Source organism: Nocardia sp. NPDC058499, from assembly GCF_042719915.1.
In the GTDB taxonomy this organism is placed as follows: domain Bacteria; phylum Actinomycetota; class Actinomycetes; order Mycobacteriales; family Mycobacteriaceae; genus Nocardia.
In genome coordinates this window covers 377134-392810 of sequence record NZ_JBHXMZ010000001.1, presented here as the reverse complement: position 1 = coordinate 392810, position 15677 = coordinate 377134, and the positions used below count along the sequence as shown (strand labels likewise).

Here is a 15677-nt window from a genome sequence, read left to right as displayed (position 1 = left end):
GGGCAACCGCAGGGCAGCAGCCCTGTATGCCTTCGCGGGGCCCGGTGATTCCACCGGGCCCCGCCCCGTCCGTGTGCTTCGTGTCGAGCAGCGCGAGGTAGTCCGATGAAGCGGGTTGCCAGGCTCTGCTGCTGGTCGGCGTGGCCGGGTCCGGTTGTGGAACCGGGGGGCAGAGCCGACCAGCGAGGTCGTACCAACGCGGAGCTGGGACAAGGGTCGGTGCATGGTCCGGCCGGGCCGATCGCTATGCGAGCTGTGCGGTTGCGCTGACCGGTGTGGTCTCGTTCGGGCGTGGGCCGTGACGGTGAACGGGTCTCGGTGCGGTTCCGGACCAACTGGCTCGCCGGCCGCGGGGTTTCCAGCACCTGCCGGTGCTTTACATGCGCGCGTCGGAGGCCGGCGCACTCGTCTCGGTGGGCTCCGGGCTCTTCGGCGCCTGCTGGACACCGGACAGGCCGGTCCAGCACAGGCCCGCGGTCGTGGCGACGGCCTCGTGCCGGGGGAGCGGCTTGCCGGTGAGGACCCAGTGCCGCGCACACGACTGAGCGATCGCGACCACCTCCGCCGTGATCAGCCAGCCCCGTTCGGCCTGTGCCGGCGGATACGGGGCCAGTGCCTGCAGGAGGGTGTCGGTGCAGATCGTCGTCGCCTGATGGGCCACCCGCTGCGCCGACGGCTCGTCGACCACCGCGGCACCCGCCAGCAGTGTGGCGCTACGTGGATGGGTGTCGGCGAAATCGAATATCGCGGCCACCGTCGCCGAAACGATCGATCGCATGCCCTGGGCCGGTGCCAGCGCCTCCGCGAGCGTGTCACCCAGCACCCGCAGCGCCTCGTGCAGAACCGCCAGGTAGAGCTCCAGCTTGCTGCTGAAGGAGTTGTACAGGACCGGTTTGCTGACCCCCGCCCGGCAGGCGATCTCGTCCATACTCGCCGCTCGGTAGCCGCAGGCGGCGAACAAACCGGACGCAGCGGCCACGATCATGTGCCGGCGCTCCTGCCGGGCCTGTGCCATGTTCTCGTCCATAATCGGTGACCACCTCCTCGGATCATCACAGTACCGATGACGTGGGTCCGGCCCGGCGGTGGCGGTCCCGCCCGGGGCGCGACAGCTCCGGAACCGGCCGGATGAGTGCTACGGCACAGCGGTGTGCAGTCGGGGACAAGGGCGCGGGGGTGGTCTGAAACAATGACCTGCCGTGAAGACTTTCGAGGCCCTGTTCGCCGAGCTCCAGGATCGCGCAGCCACCCGTCCCGCCGGGTCGGGTACCGTCGCCGCACTGGACGCGGGCGTCCATACCCAGGGCAAGAAGGTGCTGGAGGAGGCCGGCGAGGTGTGGCTGGCCGCCGAACACGAAGGCGACGACGCGCTCGCCGAGGAGATATCGCAGCTCCTGTACTGGGTGCAGGTCCTGATGGTGGGCCGCGGGCTGCGGCTGGAGGATGTCTACCGACATCTGTAGACGCCCCGACCGTTCCCCGAAACCGAAAGGACCCGCCATCATGCTGCGCGTCGCAGTACCCAACAAAGGTGCGCTCTCCGAATCCGCCGTCGCCATCCTCACCGAGGCCGGTTACCGCAAACGCACCGATTCGCGTGACCTCACCGTCCTCGACCCCGCCAACCAGGTGGAATTCTTCTTCCTGCGGCCCAAGGACATCGCCATCTACGTCGGATCCGGGGAACTGGATCTCGGCATCACCGGCCGCGACCTCGCCCTGGACTCCGGTGCGCCGGTATCGGAACGTCTCTCGCTCGGCTTCGGCGGCTCCACCTTCCGCTACGCCGCCCCGCAGGGACGCGACTGGACGGTGCAGGACCTGCAGGACAAACGGATCGCCACCTCCTATCCGAACCTGGTGCTCGCCGACCTGGCCCGCCACGGAATCGAGGCGGAAGTGATCCGGCTCGACGGCGCGGTCGAGATCTCGATCCAGCTCGGCGTCGCCGACGCCATCGCCGATGTGGTGGGCTCCGGGCGCACCCTGCGCCAGCACAACCTGGTGGCATTCGGGGAATCGCTGTGCGATTCCGAAGCGGTTCTCATCGAACAGGCCGAAGCCGATCGGGAGAACCGGGCACGTAACCAGCTGATTGCCCGGGTCAAGGGTGTGGTGTTCGCCCAGCAGTACCTGATGCTGGACTACGACTGCCCGAAAGGCCTGCTCGAACGCGCCGCGCAGATCACCCCCGGCCTGGAATCGCCGACCGTGGCACCCCTGGCCGACGAGGGCTGGGTGGCCGTCCGCGCCCTGGTACCCCGCAAACAGGGCAACGAACTGATGGACCGCCTGGCCGATCTCGGCGCCCGCGCCATCCTCGCCACCGATATCCGCTCCTGCCGGGCCTTTTGAGTTTTCGGCGCTGAGTTTTTTGGCGCCGCCTTCGGCGGCGCGGGTTTCGGCCCCCTTGGTCCCTGCTGTCAGCACTCGACACTCGCGGCTGCGCCGCATCGCATCGAGCACTGACAGCAGGGACGGGCCGAAACCTTTAAGGGCCTCGCTGGACTCGGCGGTATCGCTGGTGCGTTAGGCAGTGATGATGGGGCACCCAACGCTGGTGTCTTGGCCGTCGAACGGCAGTGGCAGCCGTTGGTTACGTCGGTGTCGGCATGTGTTCGGACGCCTGCCTATGTCATCGGATGCCTCGCTGAACGCGGCGCCAACCGGCGGGGTGCCCTTTTCGGGTAGGCGGCGGCACCGAAAGGACTCAGTCCGATACCGATTCGGCGAAGGTCTCGGCGGCGGATTCGCCGTCGGCGGGCCGGCCGGGATACGGGGGCGGGGTTCCGTCGAACGCCGGGCAAAGTTTTTTGTAGGCGCAGTAATCACACAGCCAACCCGGATTCGGCGGAAAATCTCCGGTGTCGGCGGCTGTGGACACTGCTTCCCACAGGGCCATGAGGGTGCGTTCGAAGCGGAGGAGTTCCTCTTCCTCCGGCGTGTAGGTGAGCAGCTGCGCGCCGGCGAGATACACCAGGCGCAACTGAGCCGGGACCACACCGCGCAGGCGGAGCAGCATCAGGCCGTAGAACTTGAGCTGGAAAAGGGCCCGTGTCTCCTGATTCGGGCCCGGAACCCGGCCGGTCTTGTAATCCACCACCCGCAGTTCCCCGGTGGGCGCCACATCGATCCGGTCCACGAAACCGCGCAGCGGGGCGCCGTCGGCGAGCTCGACCTCGAGCCGGGTCTCACAGGATTGCGGTTCGAAGCGGCGCGGATCCTCCAGGCGGTAATAGGCGCGCACGAGCGTGCGGACCTCGCCGAGGAACCTCTCCAACTCGTCCTCGCCGGCGACCAGCCGCGCCGCCTCCGGTTCGGCCGCGACCACGCGCTCCCACGCGGGACCCGCCAGCGCTGTCGCCCGTTCGGGTTCGCGCTCGGCGGCCGGTAGGGCGTACAGATCCTCGAGCACCGCGTGCACCACGGTGCCGCGTACCGCCTGCCGGGTGGGTGGCTCGGGGATCCGGTCGATCGCCCGCAGCCGATACTTGAGCGGGCATTGTTTGAAATCGGCTGCGCGCGAGGGCGACAGCGCGGGCCGGGCGGGCCGGGGCGGCGCCTCGGGATCGGGACTCGCCGGGGGTGTGCTCGGGGGCGCTGACATACCTGGCAGGCTATCCGTCGGCACCGACACGGTGCCGCGCGAATACGCGGACATCGCGGGAACGGAGATTCATGACGGCCAGACGGACCGGGCCATTCGTCGTCGGCGACCGGGTGCAGCTGACCGACGCCAAGGGCAGGCTGTACACGGTGCTGCTGGAGCCGGGAAAGCAGTTCCACACCCACCGTGGCGCCATCGCCCACGACGACCTGATCGGCGCCGAGGAGGGCACGCTCGCCCACTCCAACAACGGCACCCCGTACCTGGCTCTGCGTCCGCTGCTCACCGACTATGTGATGTCCATGCCGCGCGGTGCGGCGGTGATCTACCCGAAGGACGCCGCCCAGATCGTGCACGAGGGGGATATCTTCCCGGGCGCCCGGGTGCTCGAGGCGGGTGCCGGTTCCGGTGCGCTGACCTGCTCGTTGCTGCGTGCCGCGGGACCCGAGGGGTCGGTGGTGTCCTATGAGATCCGGGAGGACCACGCCGAGCACGCCGTCCGGAACGTGGAACGCTTCTTCGGGGAGCGGCCGGCGAACTGGGAGCTGACCGTCGCCGATGTGGCCGACTATGCGGGGGACCCGGTGGACCGGGTGATCCTGGACATGCTGGCCCCGTGGGACGCCCTGCCGGCCGTATCACAGGCCCTGGTGCCCGGTGGGGTGCTGATGGTCTACGTCGCGACGGTGACGCAGCTGTCGCGGATCGTGGAAGCGCTACGCGAACAGCAGTGCTGGACCGAACCGCGGTCGTGGGAGTCGATGGTGCGCGGCTGGCACGTGGTGGGTCTGGCGGTGCGGCCCGAGCACCGGATGCAAGGCCATACGGCCTTCCTGGTGAGCGCTCGGCGGCTGGCCGAAGGTGTGGTCACCCCGAAGCCGCAGCGGCGCCCGTCCAAGGGCTGAGCGGTACCGGGGCGGTGCGGACGCGGGCCGCGGGGGAAGGTCCACCGCGGCCCGCCTCGTTGTCGTGGTTACGCCGGTGCGCAGGGAAGCTGTGCGAAGCCGAACAGCAGGCAGGCTCCGTCGTCGGACAACTTCCAGGTGCCGTCGTCCTCCTCCCAGGTGACCGGCGTGGGCGGCGCGCTGCCGCCCCGCGGGCTGGTGATGGTGGTCTGGCCGGTGGCCGTATCGCCGTCCACGGTGATATCGGCGACCGTGTAGCTGAGCCCGCGGTAGTTCTGCAGGGCGGCGTTGAGCTGCTCCAGCTGCTCGCGCCGGTTCTCGCCGTCGACGATGAGGTTCACCTTCTCGTCCACGGTGACGTCCGGATTTGTGATCTGTTCGAGGATGGACTGTAGGCTCTGCGCGGTGGGTGCGTCCGCGGAATCGCCGTGCTCGGGGTCGTCGCCGTGGTCCTGCGCCGACGCGCTGGTGGTGACCGCGACGCTGGAGGTTGCAGTGGTGCCGGTGTCGTCGTCGGATCCGCAGGCAGTCAGTCCCAGCGCCAGTGCGCCGGCCGCGGCCGTCGCCGCCGCGACGCGGGACAGCCGCAATGTCCGTGCGGGAAGGTGCATAGCTGGCAACCTTTCGGCTAGTCGGTGGGGAACCCCACCGATCGAGGGTTAGGGCAGGCTAACATGGTCTGACCAGCATGATGGTCGCGGGCCAGATGTGATCACCACGAAATCATGTCGGACAGCGCAAACGGGTCGCGCCCGGTAGCGTTGATAGACCGGGACTGGGAGGAGCAGCACATGAGCCCCATCGAGAATTCGGATTCGGCGGCCTGGAGAGAACTCGAGGCAGTACGCGCCGAAGCGGCTGCACTCCGGAGGCAACTCGCCGACTCACCGGATCGCTCACGGGAATTGGAAGCCCGTATCGATTCGCTGACCATTCGCAACACCAAGCTGATGGATACCCTGAAGGAAGCGCGGCAGCAACTCGTCGCGTTGCGTGAGGAGGTCGACCGGCTCGGTCAGCCGCCCAGCGGTTACGGGATTCTGATCGGTGTCTACGAGGATCAGACCGTCGACGTGTTCACCTCCGGCCGCAAGATGCGCCTGACGTGCTCGCCGAACATCGACACGTCCACCCTCGCCTACGGCCAGACCGTCCGGCTGAACGAGGCGCTGACGGTCGTGGAGGCGGGCACGTTCGATTCCATCGGTGAGATCGGCACCCTGCGCGAAGTCCTCGACGGGGGCCGCCGCGCCCTGGTCGTCGGGCATGCCGACGAAGAGCGGGTGGTGTGGCTGTCCGGGCCGCTGTCCAATCTCGCCGAGGCCGACGATCTGGACGACCCGGATTCCCCGATCCGCAAGCTGCGGCCGGGGGATTCCCTGCTGGTCGATACCAAGGCCGGGTTCGCCTTCGAGCGCATCCCCAAGGCCGAGGTCGAGGATCTGGTCCTCGAAGAGGTGCCCGATGTCGGCTACAACGATATCGGCGGTCTGGGCCGGCAGATCGAGCAGATCCGCGATGCCGTGGAGCTGCCGTTCCTGCACAAGGACCTGTTCCGCGAGTACGCATTGCGGCCGCCCAAGGGCGTCCTGCTCTACGGTCCGCCGGGCTGCGGTAAAACGCTGATCGCCAAGGCGGTGGCCAATTCGCTGGCCAAGAAGATCGCCGAGGCGCGAGGCGAGGATGCCAAGGAAGCGAAGTCCTACTTCCTGAACATCAAGGGCCCCGAACTGCTGAACAAGTTCGTCGGTGAAACCGAGCGCCATATCCGGATCATCTTCCAGCGGGCGCGGGAGAAGGCCTCCGAGGGCACCCCGGTGATCGTGTTCTTCGACGAGATGGATTCGATCTTCCGGACTCGCGGGTCCGGTGTCTCCTCCGATGTGGAGACCACCGTGGTGCCGCAGTTGCTCAGTGAGATCGATGGTGTGGAAGGGCTGGAGAACGTCATCGTCATCGGCGCCTCCAACCGCGAGGATATGATCGATCCCGCGATCCTGCGGCCCGGCCGCCTGGACGTGAAGATCAAGATCGAGCGCCCGGATGCCGAATCGGCGCAGGACATCTTCTCGAAGTACCTCACCGAGTTCCTGCCGCTGCACGCCGACGATCTGGCCGAGTTCAACGGCGACAAGGTGGCCTGCATCCGCGCGATGATCGAGCGGGTGGTGGACCGGATGTACGCCGAGAGCGAGGACAATCGCTTCCTGGAGGTCACCTACGCCAACGGTGACAAGGAAGTCCTGTACTTCAAGGACTTCAACTCCGGCGCCATGATCCAGAACATCGTGGACCGGTCCAAGAAGTACGCCATCAAATCGGTTCTGGACACCGGAAATCCGGGTCTGCGGATCCAGCATCTCTACGATTCGATCGTGGACGAGTTCTCCGAGAACGAGGACCTGCCCAACACCACGAATCCCGATGACTGGGCCCGTATCTCGGGGAAGAAGGGCGAACGGATCGTTTATATCCGCACGCTGGTCACCGGTAAGAACGCCAGCGCCAGCCGGGCGATCGATACCGAATCCAACACCGGCCAGTACCTGTAAAGGCACTGCCGTCAGGGCCGCGCTCCCAGGGGGCGCGGCCCTGATCCGCGTGTGGCCCAATCGGTCCGGTACCCCGGCCGATAGTCCTGTGGGTGGATATCGCGACTTCTGATCCCCGACCCGGGGTCGTCCGGAAGGGGGACGGCAGGGACGTTGTGGCGCGGATATGTTCCGAGGGTCGGATTCACACCCCAGGAGATCCCGTGACCACCACCCGCATGGCAGATCCGCCCCGTCACGAGGCTGCGGCCCTGCCCGCATTCGCCACGGCCCCGGTGCTCGGTGTGGGCGCCGTATCGGCGCTCGTGCTGTTGTTCTCGGCGACCCGCTACGGCTATTTCGGCGACGAACTGTACTTCCTGGCGGCCGGTCGGCGATTGTCTTTCGGGTATGCCGATCAGGGCCCGGTACTTCCCTTCCTCGCATGGCTGATGGACGGACTCGCGCCGGGCTCTCTGGTGGCGCTGCGGTTACCGGCGATCGTGCTCGCCGTCCTCGCTGTTGTGGTGAGCGCGCAGATCGCCCGCGAATTCGGTGGCGGACGCGGCGCCCAAGTCCTCACCGCCGTCGCCTACGCCACCTCGCCGTTTCTGCTGCTGCAGGCGAAGAATCTGTCCACCAATGCTCTCGACACGGCTCTGTGGGTGCTGATCACCTGGCTGGTCGTGCGCTGGGTACGGACCAGGCGTGACGGGCTGCTGCTGGCCGCTGCCGCCGTGACGGCCATCGATATGCAGGTCAAATGGCTCGTTCCGTTCTTCTGGCTGGCGCTGGCCGCCGCTGTGCTCGTTGCCGGCCCCCGTGAGCTGCTCCGTCGGCCGCTGCTCTGGGTGGGCGGGATGAGTGTCGTGCTCGTTTCCGTGCCGGCACTGGTGTGGCAGGCCGAGCACGACTGGCCGCAGCTCGCCCTGACCGCCGCGGTGCGCCGGGAACAGCAGTACACAGGTGGCATGGTGGGGTTCATTCCCTTGGCGGTGTTGATCGCGGGGGTGCTCGGCGCGGTCCTGCTGTGCTACGGGGTCTGGGCCCTGCTGCGGCACCCGGGGCTGCGGCCGTACCGCTTCCTGGGGGTCGTCACGGTGCTGCTCGTCGTGATATTCATGGTCACCGGCGGCCGGATGTACTACGTGGCCGGCATGTACGCCGCGATGTTCGCGGCGGGCGCAGTGGCGGCCACGGAGCTGGTTCGCCGGGCATCGTCGCCGCTGCGCCGGCGCCTGCTCCTCGGGTCCGGGGCAGTGCTGACCGCCGTCTCCGTGCTGGTGGTCCTGGATTCCACGCCGTGGCGGCCGGCCGCCGATATTCCGGCGCCGGAGAGCGAGGCCGCGGCCGCGATGCAGATCGGTCTCTACGGTGAATTCGGCTGGCCGGAACTGGCCGCCGGCGTGGTCGCGGCCTACGAATCACTACCACCTCGCGAACGGGAGAAATCTGCCGTGATCACCGGCAGCTACTGGCAGGCGGGAGCGCTCGACCAGCTGGCGGGCGACCGGCTACCGCCCGTCCACAGCCCCGCCCGCGGATTCGGCTACTTCGGCGCGCCGCCGGACACCGCGACCACCATGGTCTGCGTGGGCGGCGATACCGACCGGCTGCGGGCACAGTTCGCCGTACTGGAGCCGCTGGGCCGGGTCGATACGCGGCTCGGTTTCCTCGACAACACCAAGGACGTCACGGTGTGGAAATGCGCTGAGCCGCGGGTCGCGTGGTCGCGCGTATGGCCGGAATGGATGCATATGTGACCGCCGGACGCTCCGGCCCGGCCCGCGAGGATCCGGCGGACGCACAGGTCGCGTGGTACGTGGCGGTTACGCTCCCGGTATGAGTACTCCGGAAACCGAGATCTGGCACAATCCCCGCTGCACCAAGAGCCGGGCGGCGCTCGCGCATCTGGACGCGGCCGGCGCGGCGTATTCGGTGCGCCGGTACCTCGACGATCCGCCGAGCGCGGAGGAGCTGCGGGCCGTCCTGGACCGGCTCGGCGCCGAACCCTGGGAGATCACCCGGACCGGGGAGGACATCGCCAAGGAACTCGGTATATCCGGCTGGGGCCGTACCGCCGCGGACCGGGAGCGCTGGATCGCCGCCCTCGCCGAACATCCCCGGTTGATCCAGCGCCCGATCGTGGTCACCGCCGACGGGCGTGCGGTCGTGGCCCGCGACGAGGATGCTCTGCGGTTGCTGGAGTAGTCCGCACTGGTTTGCCAGGGTGTAACGCCGGTCCGTTCCTGTGTGATCTAAACCACATAGGAAGTGGTCTTCGGGCCTGATCGGATCAGCGTGGATCGCGCGACCGCTTGCTCCACGCGGTGGGAGGTAGTCATGTCGGTCCTCGAGAAAACTCTCGTCTCGGCCTCGGCGGTGATACTGCTCGGGGCCGGTGCGCTGCTCGGCGCAGGAACAGCCGGGGCGCAGCCGGACCCGTTCTGCTCGGTGAACCCGGTCGCCGGTACCGCCGCGTACTCGCAGTGCGGCGGACCGGTCCGGCATCAGGTCAGGGTGACCTGCTGGGCCTGGTGGAACTGGTTCAGCAGCTACGAACGGTGGGGTAATCCGGCGTTCGGCGCGCAGCAGTCGTGGACGAGCTGTGATCTGCCGTTCTCCCTGCAGCGCTGGGAAGTGATCGTCCACTGAGCGTCGGCCGGATCGGGCGCCGACCTCGGTGAACGCGGTGCGTGACCACTCAGGGGCGCCCTCGTACCGAACATCGGCCGGTGTCACACGGGGCGGTAGTGTCGGCTCATGAAAGTTGAACTGCGGCACAACCCCTCGTCCACCGTGGCGCGTTGTGTGCTGGCGGGCGGGGAGCCGGTGCGGGTGGAAAGCGGCGCCATGGTGGCGCATTCGGCCGGAGTGACGCTGGAAGCCAAGGCCGAGGGCGGCATCCTGGCAGGGATCAAACGTTCGGTGCTCTCGGGCGAATCGTTCTTCGTCTCCACCTTCACCGCACCCGCGAACGGCGGCTGGGTGGATGTGGCCCCCTCGCTGCCCGGTGACATGCTCGCGCTGCCGATCACCGCGGACCGCCCGTACTTCATCAGCCGCGGCGGCTGGATCGCGCATTCGGCCGGGGTGCGGGTGGAGAGTCAGTGGGGCGGTTTCGCGAACCTCTTCGGGGGTGAAGGTGGCTTCGGGCTCCGCGCGGAGGGCCAGGGGGAGGTGGTGGTCGGCGTGTTCGGTGCCATCGACGCATTCGATCTGGCGCCCGGCGAGCAGGTCAGCATCGATACCGGGCATGTGGTTGCCTACGACCTCGCGATGCAGTTCACCATCCGCCGCGCGGTTTCCGGGCGCTCGCTGCAATCGCTGAAATCGGGGGAGGGACTGGTCTTCGATTTCACCGGCCCCGGCCGGGTGCTGCTGCAAACCCGCAATCCGCGGGCCTTCGCCTCCTGGACGGCGTCCGTTTCCGCCGGCTAGCAGGGCGCAAGGGGCCTACGGGATCTACCGGGCAGCGCGCTCGCCCTGATCCCCGTCTCCGCGCCCGGTTGCTTCGGTCGGTGCACGGACCAGCTCATAACGGGCGCAGGCGAATTCGCCATTGGCCGCTACCTCGATGACTCGCAATTCCAGTTCGCGGGTCAGCAGTGGGGCGCCGGCGCCCAGGGTTACCGGGGCGATGGAGACGATGATCTCGTCCAGTAGGCCGTGGTCGGCGAAGGCGCCCGCGAGTTCGCCGCCGCCGACGACCCAGAGGTTCTTACCGCCCGCCACCTCGGTCATCACCTTGTGCAACTCGGGAATATCCGCACGGGTGAAACGGATATCGGCGTCGGTGCGGGCCGGGAAGTCACGGTGGGTGCACACCCAGGACGGTACGTCGTAGGGCCATGGCTCCGCGCCCTCGTGGTCGAGGATCCATTGGTAGGTGTTGGCGCCCATAACGATCGCACCCACTCCGGCGAGGAAGTCGGTGAAACCCATGGGCCCGGATTCGTCGGCTTCGCGCGACAGCAACCAGTCCAGTGAGTGATCCGGGGTGGCGATATAGCCGTCCAGGCTGCTCGCCGTGTTGTAGACGGTGCGCGCAGAGGTGGGCAGGGTGGTCAAATCAGTCTCGCTTTCGTAGCCATTCGATCGGATCGCCCCAGCCGACGGCATCGTCGGCCGGTGCGTCCCCGCGAATCCAGTACCGCACCTGCTGGCGGCGATACGCGGAGTAGGTGAGCACATGGGCGATGACGCTGCCGAGCAGGAAACTCTCCGGCGGATCGCACAGTGCGTCGATCAGGGTGTCGCCCCAGCCGCCGCGCCGATCGATCTCGCGGACCGTGTCCAGCCAGCGCGGGCCTACATCGTCGAGCCGGGCCAGCAGCGTGGGGATATCGTCGCCGCCGTGGTCGGGTGTATCGGCGCCGTCGATCGAGGCGAGCCACGATTCCTTCGTCCGGATCAGATGGTCCAATACCGCGGCGACCGACTCCTCCGGCCCGTCCCACGGCAGTACGGTCGCCGCGCCGGCGCGGGAACACCGATACTGTTCCTCGCTCAACCCGGTCGCCGCTTTCAACAGCAGCCGGGTGTCGTCGAGATCGTGGTGCAGCAACAGTGCGGTCGGATCCATATCGGACCGTCCTTTCGGTTCCCCTTCGACCCACAGCGACATGGGGGGATGGAAATGGATCCCGTTCGCCGCGGGCAGCCAGCGGGGTGCCCGCCCGGCCGGCGGCGGGGTCGCGCTCGGTGGATGACCGAATGCGCGGGTGAACGCCCGGCTGAACCCCTCCACGGTGTCGTAGCCGGCGGCGAAGGCCACCTCGGTCACGGTGGCGCCCGCGCCGAGCTGCCAGCAGGCCCGTTCCAGCAGTACGCGACGCCGCAGGCTCACCGGTGATTCGCCGGTGCCCCGGCTGAACTGCCGGGCGAAATGGAACGGCGAGGAGTAGACGCCCGCGGCCATCCGGCCGAGGGTGGTGTTGTCCTCGTCGAGAACGGCATCCAGTAGTTCGCGCAGTCGGTCACGTCGGGTGGTCACGGATAGAGTCTGTCGGCTCGGCACACCGATCCGCTTGACCGATATTGCGCAGTGTCGCGCGGCATCCCCTCAGCGCTGTGACACTGCTGCCGCTCAGCGCTGTGACACTGCCGCCGCTCAGCGGCTGCGCCGTTCCAGGCCGTTCCGGTCGTAGACGAAGGTGGTGACCGCGCCCAGGACAAGCCCTATCGCCAATCCGGCCAGACTCATCCAGACCCCGCGCGCGAGTCCGTTGCCGAGGTCGAAGTACAGAATCGCCCGGACACCGAGATAGATCTGGTGCATCGGCTCGAAGGCCGCCAGCCACGCCATATACCGCGGGGTCGCCTCCAGCGGGATGGTGGCGCCGGCGGAGGGCAGGCCGAGAACGATGAACAGCACCAGATTGATCAGCAGCCCGGCCGAGCCGAACGTCGCCAGCACCGAAAGCGCGGTCACCCCGACCGCCACGATCGCCAGCGTGCTGAACAGGAACAGCGCGGGGCCGTGGGTGATCGGCATATTCAGCAGGTGTCCGATACCGAGGAAAACTCCGGAGACAATCGGCGCGGTCACCGCGATCACCCCCCATTTCAGCAGCAGCGTGCGGAGCCGCGAATGTGGCGCGGTGGGATGGTGGACGAACCAGGGACCGTACTCCGTGGGGATGAAACCGAGCGCCGAATCGACCATGGTGTGCACGATCATGGCGCCGGTGAACCCGGCCAGGACTACCAGCAGCGTGTAGAAGAACGCGGACAATCCCTGCCCGGTACCGTCGGGCAGTGGGCGGTAGGGCTCGGTGATCACCTCGATCGGGTCGGCCAGGACGAGGCGGGCGGCGCCGCTGATCTCGGTACCACCGGCCGGTGCGGAACCCAGTTCGGCTTCGACCGTCGCGGTGAGCTGCTTACCGACCTCCGCGTCGACCTGCGTCAGGGCTTGATCGGTCACGATGTGCAGGATCTGGGTGGCGTAGGTGCCGGTGCGTGGGTTGGTGATCACGGTGATCGCCGGACGGTCGATATCGCCGGGGACCACCGAGCCGGCGCCGAGGATGGACAGTCGCTTCGACAGATCACTGGGCAGCACGATCGCGCCGTAGACCTCACCGTTGCCGAGCAGCCGCTGGGCCTCCGCAATACCGGTCACCCGCAGGTCGATCTTGTCCGCCGGAATCTGTTCGGTGAGTGCGCCGGTGATCTGGCCACCGATATTGATCGGTGTGCCGTCGCGTATTTCACCGTCGTCCTGATTCACCAGCGCGATCGGGAACTTGTGCAGATTCTTCTCCGGGTCGATCACATAGCCCAGGTACATGGTCGACAGCAGGCCCATCAGCGCGGTGATCACCAGAATGGGGCCCAGCCACGCCCGCACGGCGGTTCGGCGCCGGGTCGGTCCGGCGACCGCCCGCGCCGCGACCTCGGTGCCGGTCTCCGATTCGCCGGCGGTGCCGTTCGGCTGCATCCCGTACTCCCTCCGGATCAGGGCGGCCGTCCGCGGGGGGTGCGGCCGGCCGGTATCCGATCAGGATCATCGTGGCAGCCGGGCGGCAAGTACAGCCGGAACGCCGCAGTGTGTCGGACAACTCGACAGCGGCCCGGCGTGCGCGAATTCACCCCCGCGGGCCGGGTGCGAGCCCGGCCACGCGGTGCAGAACAGCGGTCTGGATACCCAGGACCGCCGCGTGGACCCCGAATACCGGTGCGCCGGCTGCACCTGATCCGAGCTCGTCGCCGATGCCCGAGGCTTGTGCACGCGCCTCCGGGAACCGCTGACGCGCCGATCCCCGTCCGGCTGCTTGTTGTCGGGCATCCACGCCGGCAGGTAGGCGGCGGACCCGCAATCCGCCTCCGTCCGCAGGAATCCGGTCGGCCGCGGGGTGCTCGGTCCTGTTCGGGGCCCGCCCGCTGGTGATCGGCCGGGACCCGGTGTCGTCAAGCGATGTGCGGAGGAGCCGGTTGTGTCGGACCGAGCCAGCGGTCGAGGGCCGCCCGCAGACCTGTGGTGGAATCATCTGTGGCCCACGCGATATAGCCGTCGGGCCGGATCAGCAGGGCGGTGGCGTCGGTATCGGAGCTGGTGGCGGTCACCACTGTGAGGCCGTCCCGGTCTCCGGCGGCCGCGGCGACCCCGGCTCCGAGATCCAGCAGCAGCGGGCGGGCGTTGTGCAGCAGATCGGCGACCCGCCGCGTGCCGTCCGCGGTTTCCAGGGCGAGATCGGGGACCAGCCGACCCGCGAGCGGGTGGTTGTCGCCTACGCCGTAGCGCACATCGGAGCCGGCGAGCAGATGCCCGATATGCCCGGCTACCTGCGGTATCCCGAGCAACTCGGCGAACAGTTCGCGCAGCGCGGTCACTTCCGGGCCGGGTGCCAGCAGCGCTGTCTGCGAGAGGCTGTGCATGATGACACGTTCGGCGACCGGACGCCGTTCGCTCTCGTAGGTGTCGAGCAGCTCGTCCGGTGCCGTTCCGCGCAGGTATGCGGCCAGTTTCCAGCCCAGATTGACGGCATCCTGCAAACCCAGGTTCAGGCCGGGGCCGCCGATGGCCGAATGGACGTGGGCCGCATCGCCGAGCAGCAGGACCCGGCCCTTCCGGTAGTGATCGGCCAGGCGGGTGTTCTGGTCGACGATGCGCCGCAACGCATGTGGACCCGGGCCTGCCGGCGGTCGCATCGGCAGGTCCGCACCGAGGACGCGGCGAACGCTGTCCCGCAGCTCGTCGAAAGTCATCGGGGTCTCCGGCGCGACCGGCGCGGCATTGTGTTCGTGCACGCTCACCAGCGGTTTACCAGGGACCAATTCGGCGAAAACGAACATACCGCCGCTTTCGATCCTGTTGTGCCCGAAATGGAAGTATCCGGCGCCGGGGATCTCGAGCCCTCCGTCGGGCGTGCGGAGTTCGGCCGGGATCTCGGCGTGGCCCAGCCGGCCGATGTGGTTGCCGGCGGTGATCCCGGAGAAGCCGATCCCGAGCTTTTTGCGGACCGGGCTGCGGCCCCCGTCCGCCGCGACCAGGATCCGCGCTGTGGCCTGGTAACTACCACCGCCGGAACGAGTTACCGTCGCCGTGACCGCCCCGTCCGATTCTGCGAAATCGCCGAGGCTGTGGCCCCACCGGATATCGGCGCCGAGTTCGCGGGCGCGGGCGGCGAGCAGCCGCACCAGAACCGGCTGCGGGACGGGGAGTCCGTACAGCGGGTTGTCCGGTACCTCCGCGAGTTCCAGCGCCATCCCGGCGAAGATGTAGCGTGGCGCGGGCTCCGGAGTCCCGGGTTCCGCAGGAAAGCCGAGACGCGCGAGTTCCGCGGCGAAACCCGGGTACAGCCCGCGCATATCGAGGAGCCGCACCACCTGGCCGACGAGCCCGTTGGCCTTGGGCTCGTCGCTCGGCCCGGGCAGCGGGTCGAGGACGACCGGGCGGATCCCGCCGAGGGCGAGTTCACAGGCCAGCATCAGTCCGTTCGGGCCGGCGCCGGCGATGATCACGTCGTGCTCGGGTTCGTGGATTCTGTTTTCGGACATGCGCGGACTTCCTTTTCGGTTCAAGACTTCGCCGCTCGGTCCGAGCGTCGAAATGTGGGCAGCAGGGAACGCGCCTGCCACTCGTCGGCGTGTGCGAGGGCATGCGTGTGGGGTGAATGGGGGTGTGGG

The 15677-nt window shown here is 68.1% G+C and carries 15 protein-coding genes; 8 read left to right on the top strand and 7 right to left on the bottom strand.

The annotated features are described in order from the left end of the window. Positions 1 to 376 precede the first annotated feature (376 nt). Positions 377 to 1027, bottom strand: coding sequence for a TetR/AcrR family transcriptional regulator (locus ACFWPH_RS01740; protein WP_378747519.1), 651 nt, complete (start codon positions 1025 to 1027; stop codon positions 377 to 379). Positions 1028 to 1199: 172 nt separating this feature from the next. Here ACFWPH_RS01740 and ACFWPH_RS01735 point away from each other — a divergent pair, with 172 nt between their 5' ends. Both ACFWPH_RS01735 and hisG read left to right on the top strand, forming a co-directional pair. Beyond that, positions 1200 to 1463, top strand: a complete 264-nt coding sequence (locus ACFWPH_RS01735; protein ID WP_280413708.1) for a phosphoribosyl-ATP diphosphatase — start codon at positions 1200 to 1202, stop codon at positions 1461 to 1463. Between the two features lie 40 nt (positions 1464 to 1503). Then, positions 1504 to 2355, top strand: coding sequence for an ATP phosphoribosyltransferase (gene hisG / locus ACFWPH_RS01730; protein WP_378747518.1), 852 nt, complete (start codon positions 1504 to 1506; stop codon positions 2353 to 2355). Positions 2356 to 2710: 355 nt separating this feature from the next. Here hisG and ACFWPH_RS01725 read toward each other — a convergent pair whose 3' ends face one another. Next, positions 2711 to 3607 (bottom strand): RecB family exonuclease, encoded by an 897-nt coding sequence (locus tag ACFWPH_RS01725; protein ID WP_378747517.1) that lies wholly within the window; start codon positions 3605 to 3607, stop codon positions 2711 to 2713. Between the two features lie 71 nt (positions 3608 to 3678). On the opposite strand from ACFWPH_RS01725, the gene ACFWPH_RS01720 reads away from it, so the two are divergent. After that, positions 3679 to 4512, top strand: a complete 834-nt coding sequence (locus ACFWPH_RS01720; RefSeq protein WP_280413743.1) for a tRNA (adenine-N1)-methyltransferase — start codon at positions 3679 to 3681, stop codon at positions 4510 to 4512. Between the two features lie 68 nt (positions 4513 to 4580). On the opposite strand, the gene ACFWPH_RS01715 is transcribed toward ACFWPH_RS01720, so the two are convergent. Next, positions 4581 to 5123, bottom strand: coding sequence for a nuclear transport factor 2 family protein (locus ACFWPH_RS01715; protein ID WP_378747516.1), 543 nt, complete (start codon positions 5121 to 5123; stop codon positions 4581 to 4583). 180 nt (positions 5124 to 5303) lie between these two features. Here ACFWPH_RS01715 and arc point away from each other — a divergent pair, with 180 nt between their 5' ends. The 5 genes from arc to ACFWPH_RS01690 all read left to right on the top strand — a co-directional run bounded on the left by arc (position 5304) and on the right by ACFWPH_RS01690 (position 10484). Further along, positions 5304 to 7064, top strand: coding sequence for a proteasome ATPase (gene arc / locus ACFWPH_RS01710; RefSeq protein ID WP_378747515.1), 1761 nt, complete (start codon positions 5304 to 5306; stop codon positions 7062 to 7064). Positions 7065 to 7267: 203 nt separating this feature from the next. Continuing rightward, positions 7268 to 8806 carry an ArnT family glycosyltransferase gene (locus ACFWPH_RS01705; protein WP_378747514.1) on the top strand — a complete coding sequence of 513 codons (1539 nt, stop codon included), beginning with the start codon at positions 7268 to 7270 and terminating at the stop codon, positions 8804 to 8806. Positions 8807 to 8885: 79 nt separating this feature from the next. Further along, complete coding sequence (locus tag ACFWPH_RS01700) at positions 8886 to 9254, top strand: arsenate reductase family protein (RefSeq protein ID WP_378747513.1); 369 nt, start codon at positions 8886 to 8888, stop codon at positions 9252 to 9254. Between the two features lie 132 nt (positions 9255 to 9386). Beyond that, positions 9387 to 9698, top strand: a complete 312-nt coding sequence (locus ACFWPH_RS01695; RefSeq protein WP_378747512.1) for a hypothetical protein — start codon at positions 9387 to 9389, stop codon at positions 9696 to 9698. Between the two features lie 108 nt (positions 9699 to 9806). After that, a complete protein-coding gene (locus ACFWPH_RS01690) occupies positions 9807 to 10484 on the top strand; it encodes a TIGR00266 family protein (protein ID WP_033241754.1) in 678 nt (225 codons plus the stop codon). 24 nt (positions 10485 to 10508) lie between these two features. On the opposite strand, the gene ACFWPH_RS01685 is transcribed toward ACFWPH_RS01690, so the two are convergent. From ACFWPH_RS01685 to ACFWPH_RS01670, 4 genes are all read right to left on the bottom strand, one after another. Next, positions 10509 to 11114 carry a dihydrofolate reductase family protein gene (locus tag ACFWPH_RS01685; RefSeq protein ID WP_378747511.1) on the bottom strand — a complete coding sequence of 202 codons (606 nt, stop codon included), beginning with the start codon at positions 11112 to 11114 and terminating at the stop codon, positions 10509 to 10511. 1 nt (position 11115) lies between these two features. Continuing rightward, on the bottom strand, positions 11116 to 12039 hold the full coding sequence (locus ACFWPH_RS01680) for a helix-turn-helix domain-containing protein (RefSeq protein WP_378747510.1): 924 nt from the start codon (positions 12037 to 12039) through the stop codon (positions 11116 to 11118). Between the two features lie 117 nt (positions 12040 to 12156). Then, positions 12157 to 13488: a DUF3533 domain-containing protein gene (locus tag ACFWPH_RS01675; RefSeq protein ID WP_378747509.1), complete on the bottom strand. Its 1332-nt coding sequence runs from the start codon at positions 13486 to 13488 to the stop codon at positions 12157 to 12159. A gap of 470 nt (positions 13489 to 13958) precedes the next feature. Further along, positions 13959 to 15548 (bottom strand): FAD-dependent monooxygenase, encoded by a 1590-nt coding sequence (locus ACFWPH_RS01670; RefSeq protein WP_378747508.1) that lies wholly within the window; start codon positions 15546 to 15548, stop codon positions 13959 to 13961. Positions 15549 to 15677: the final 129 nt, after the last annotated feature.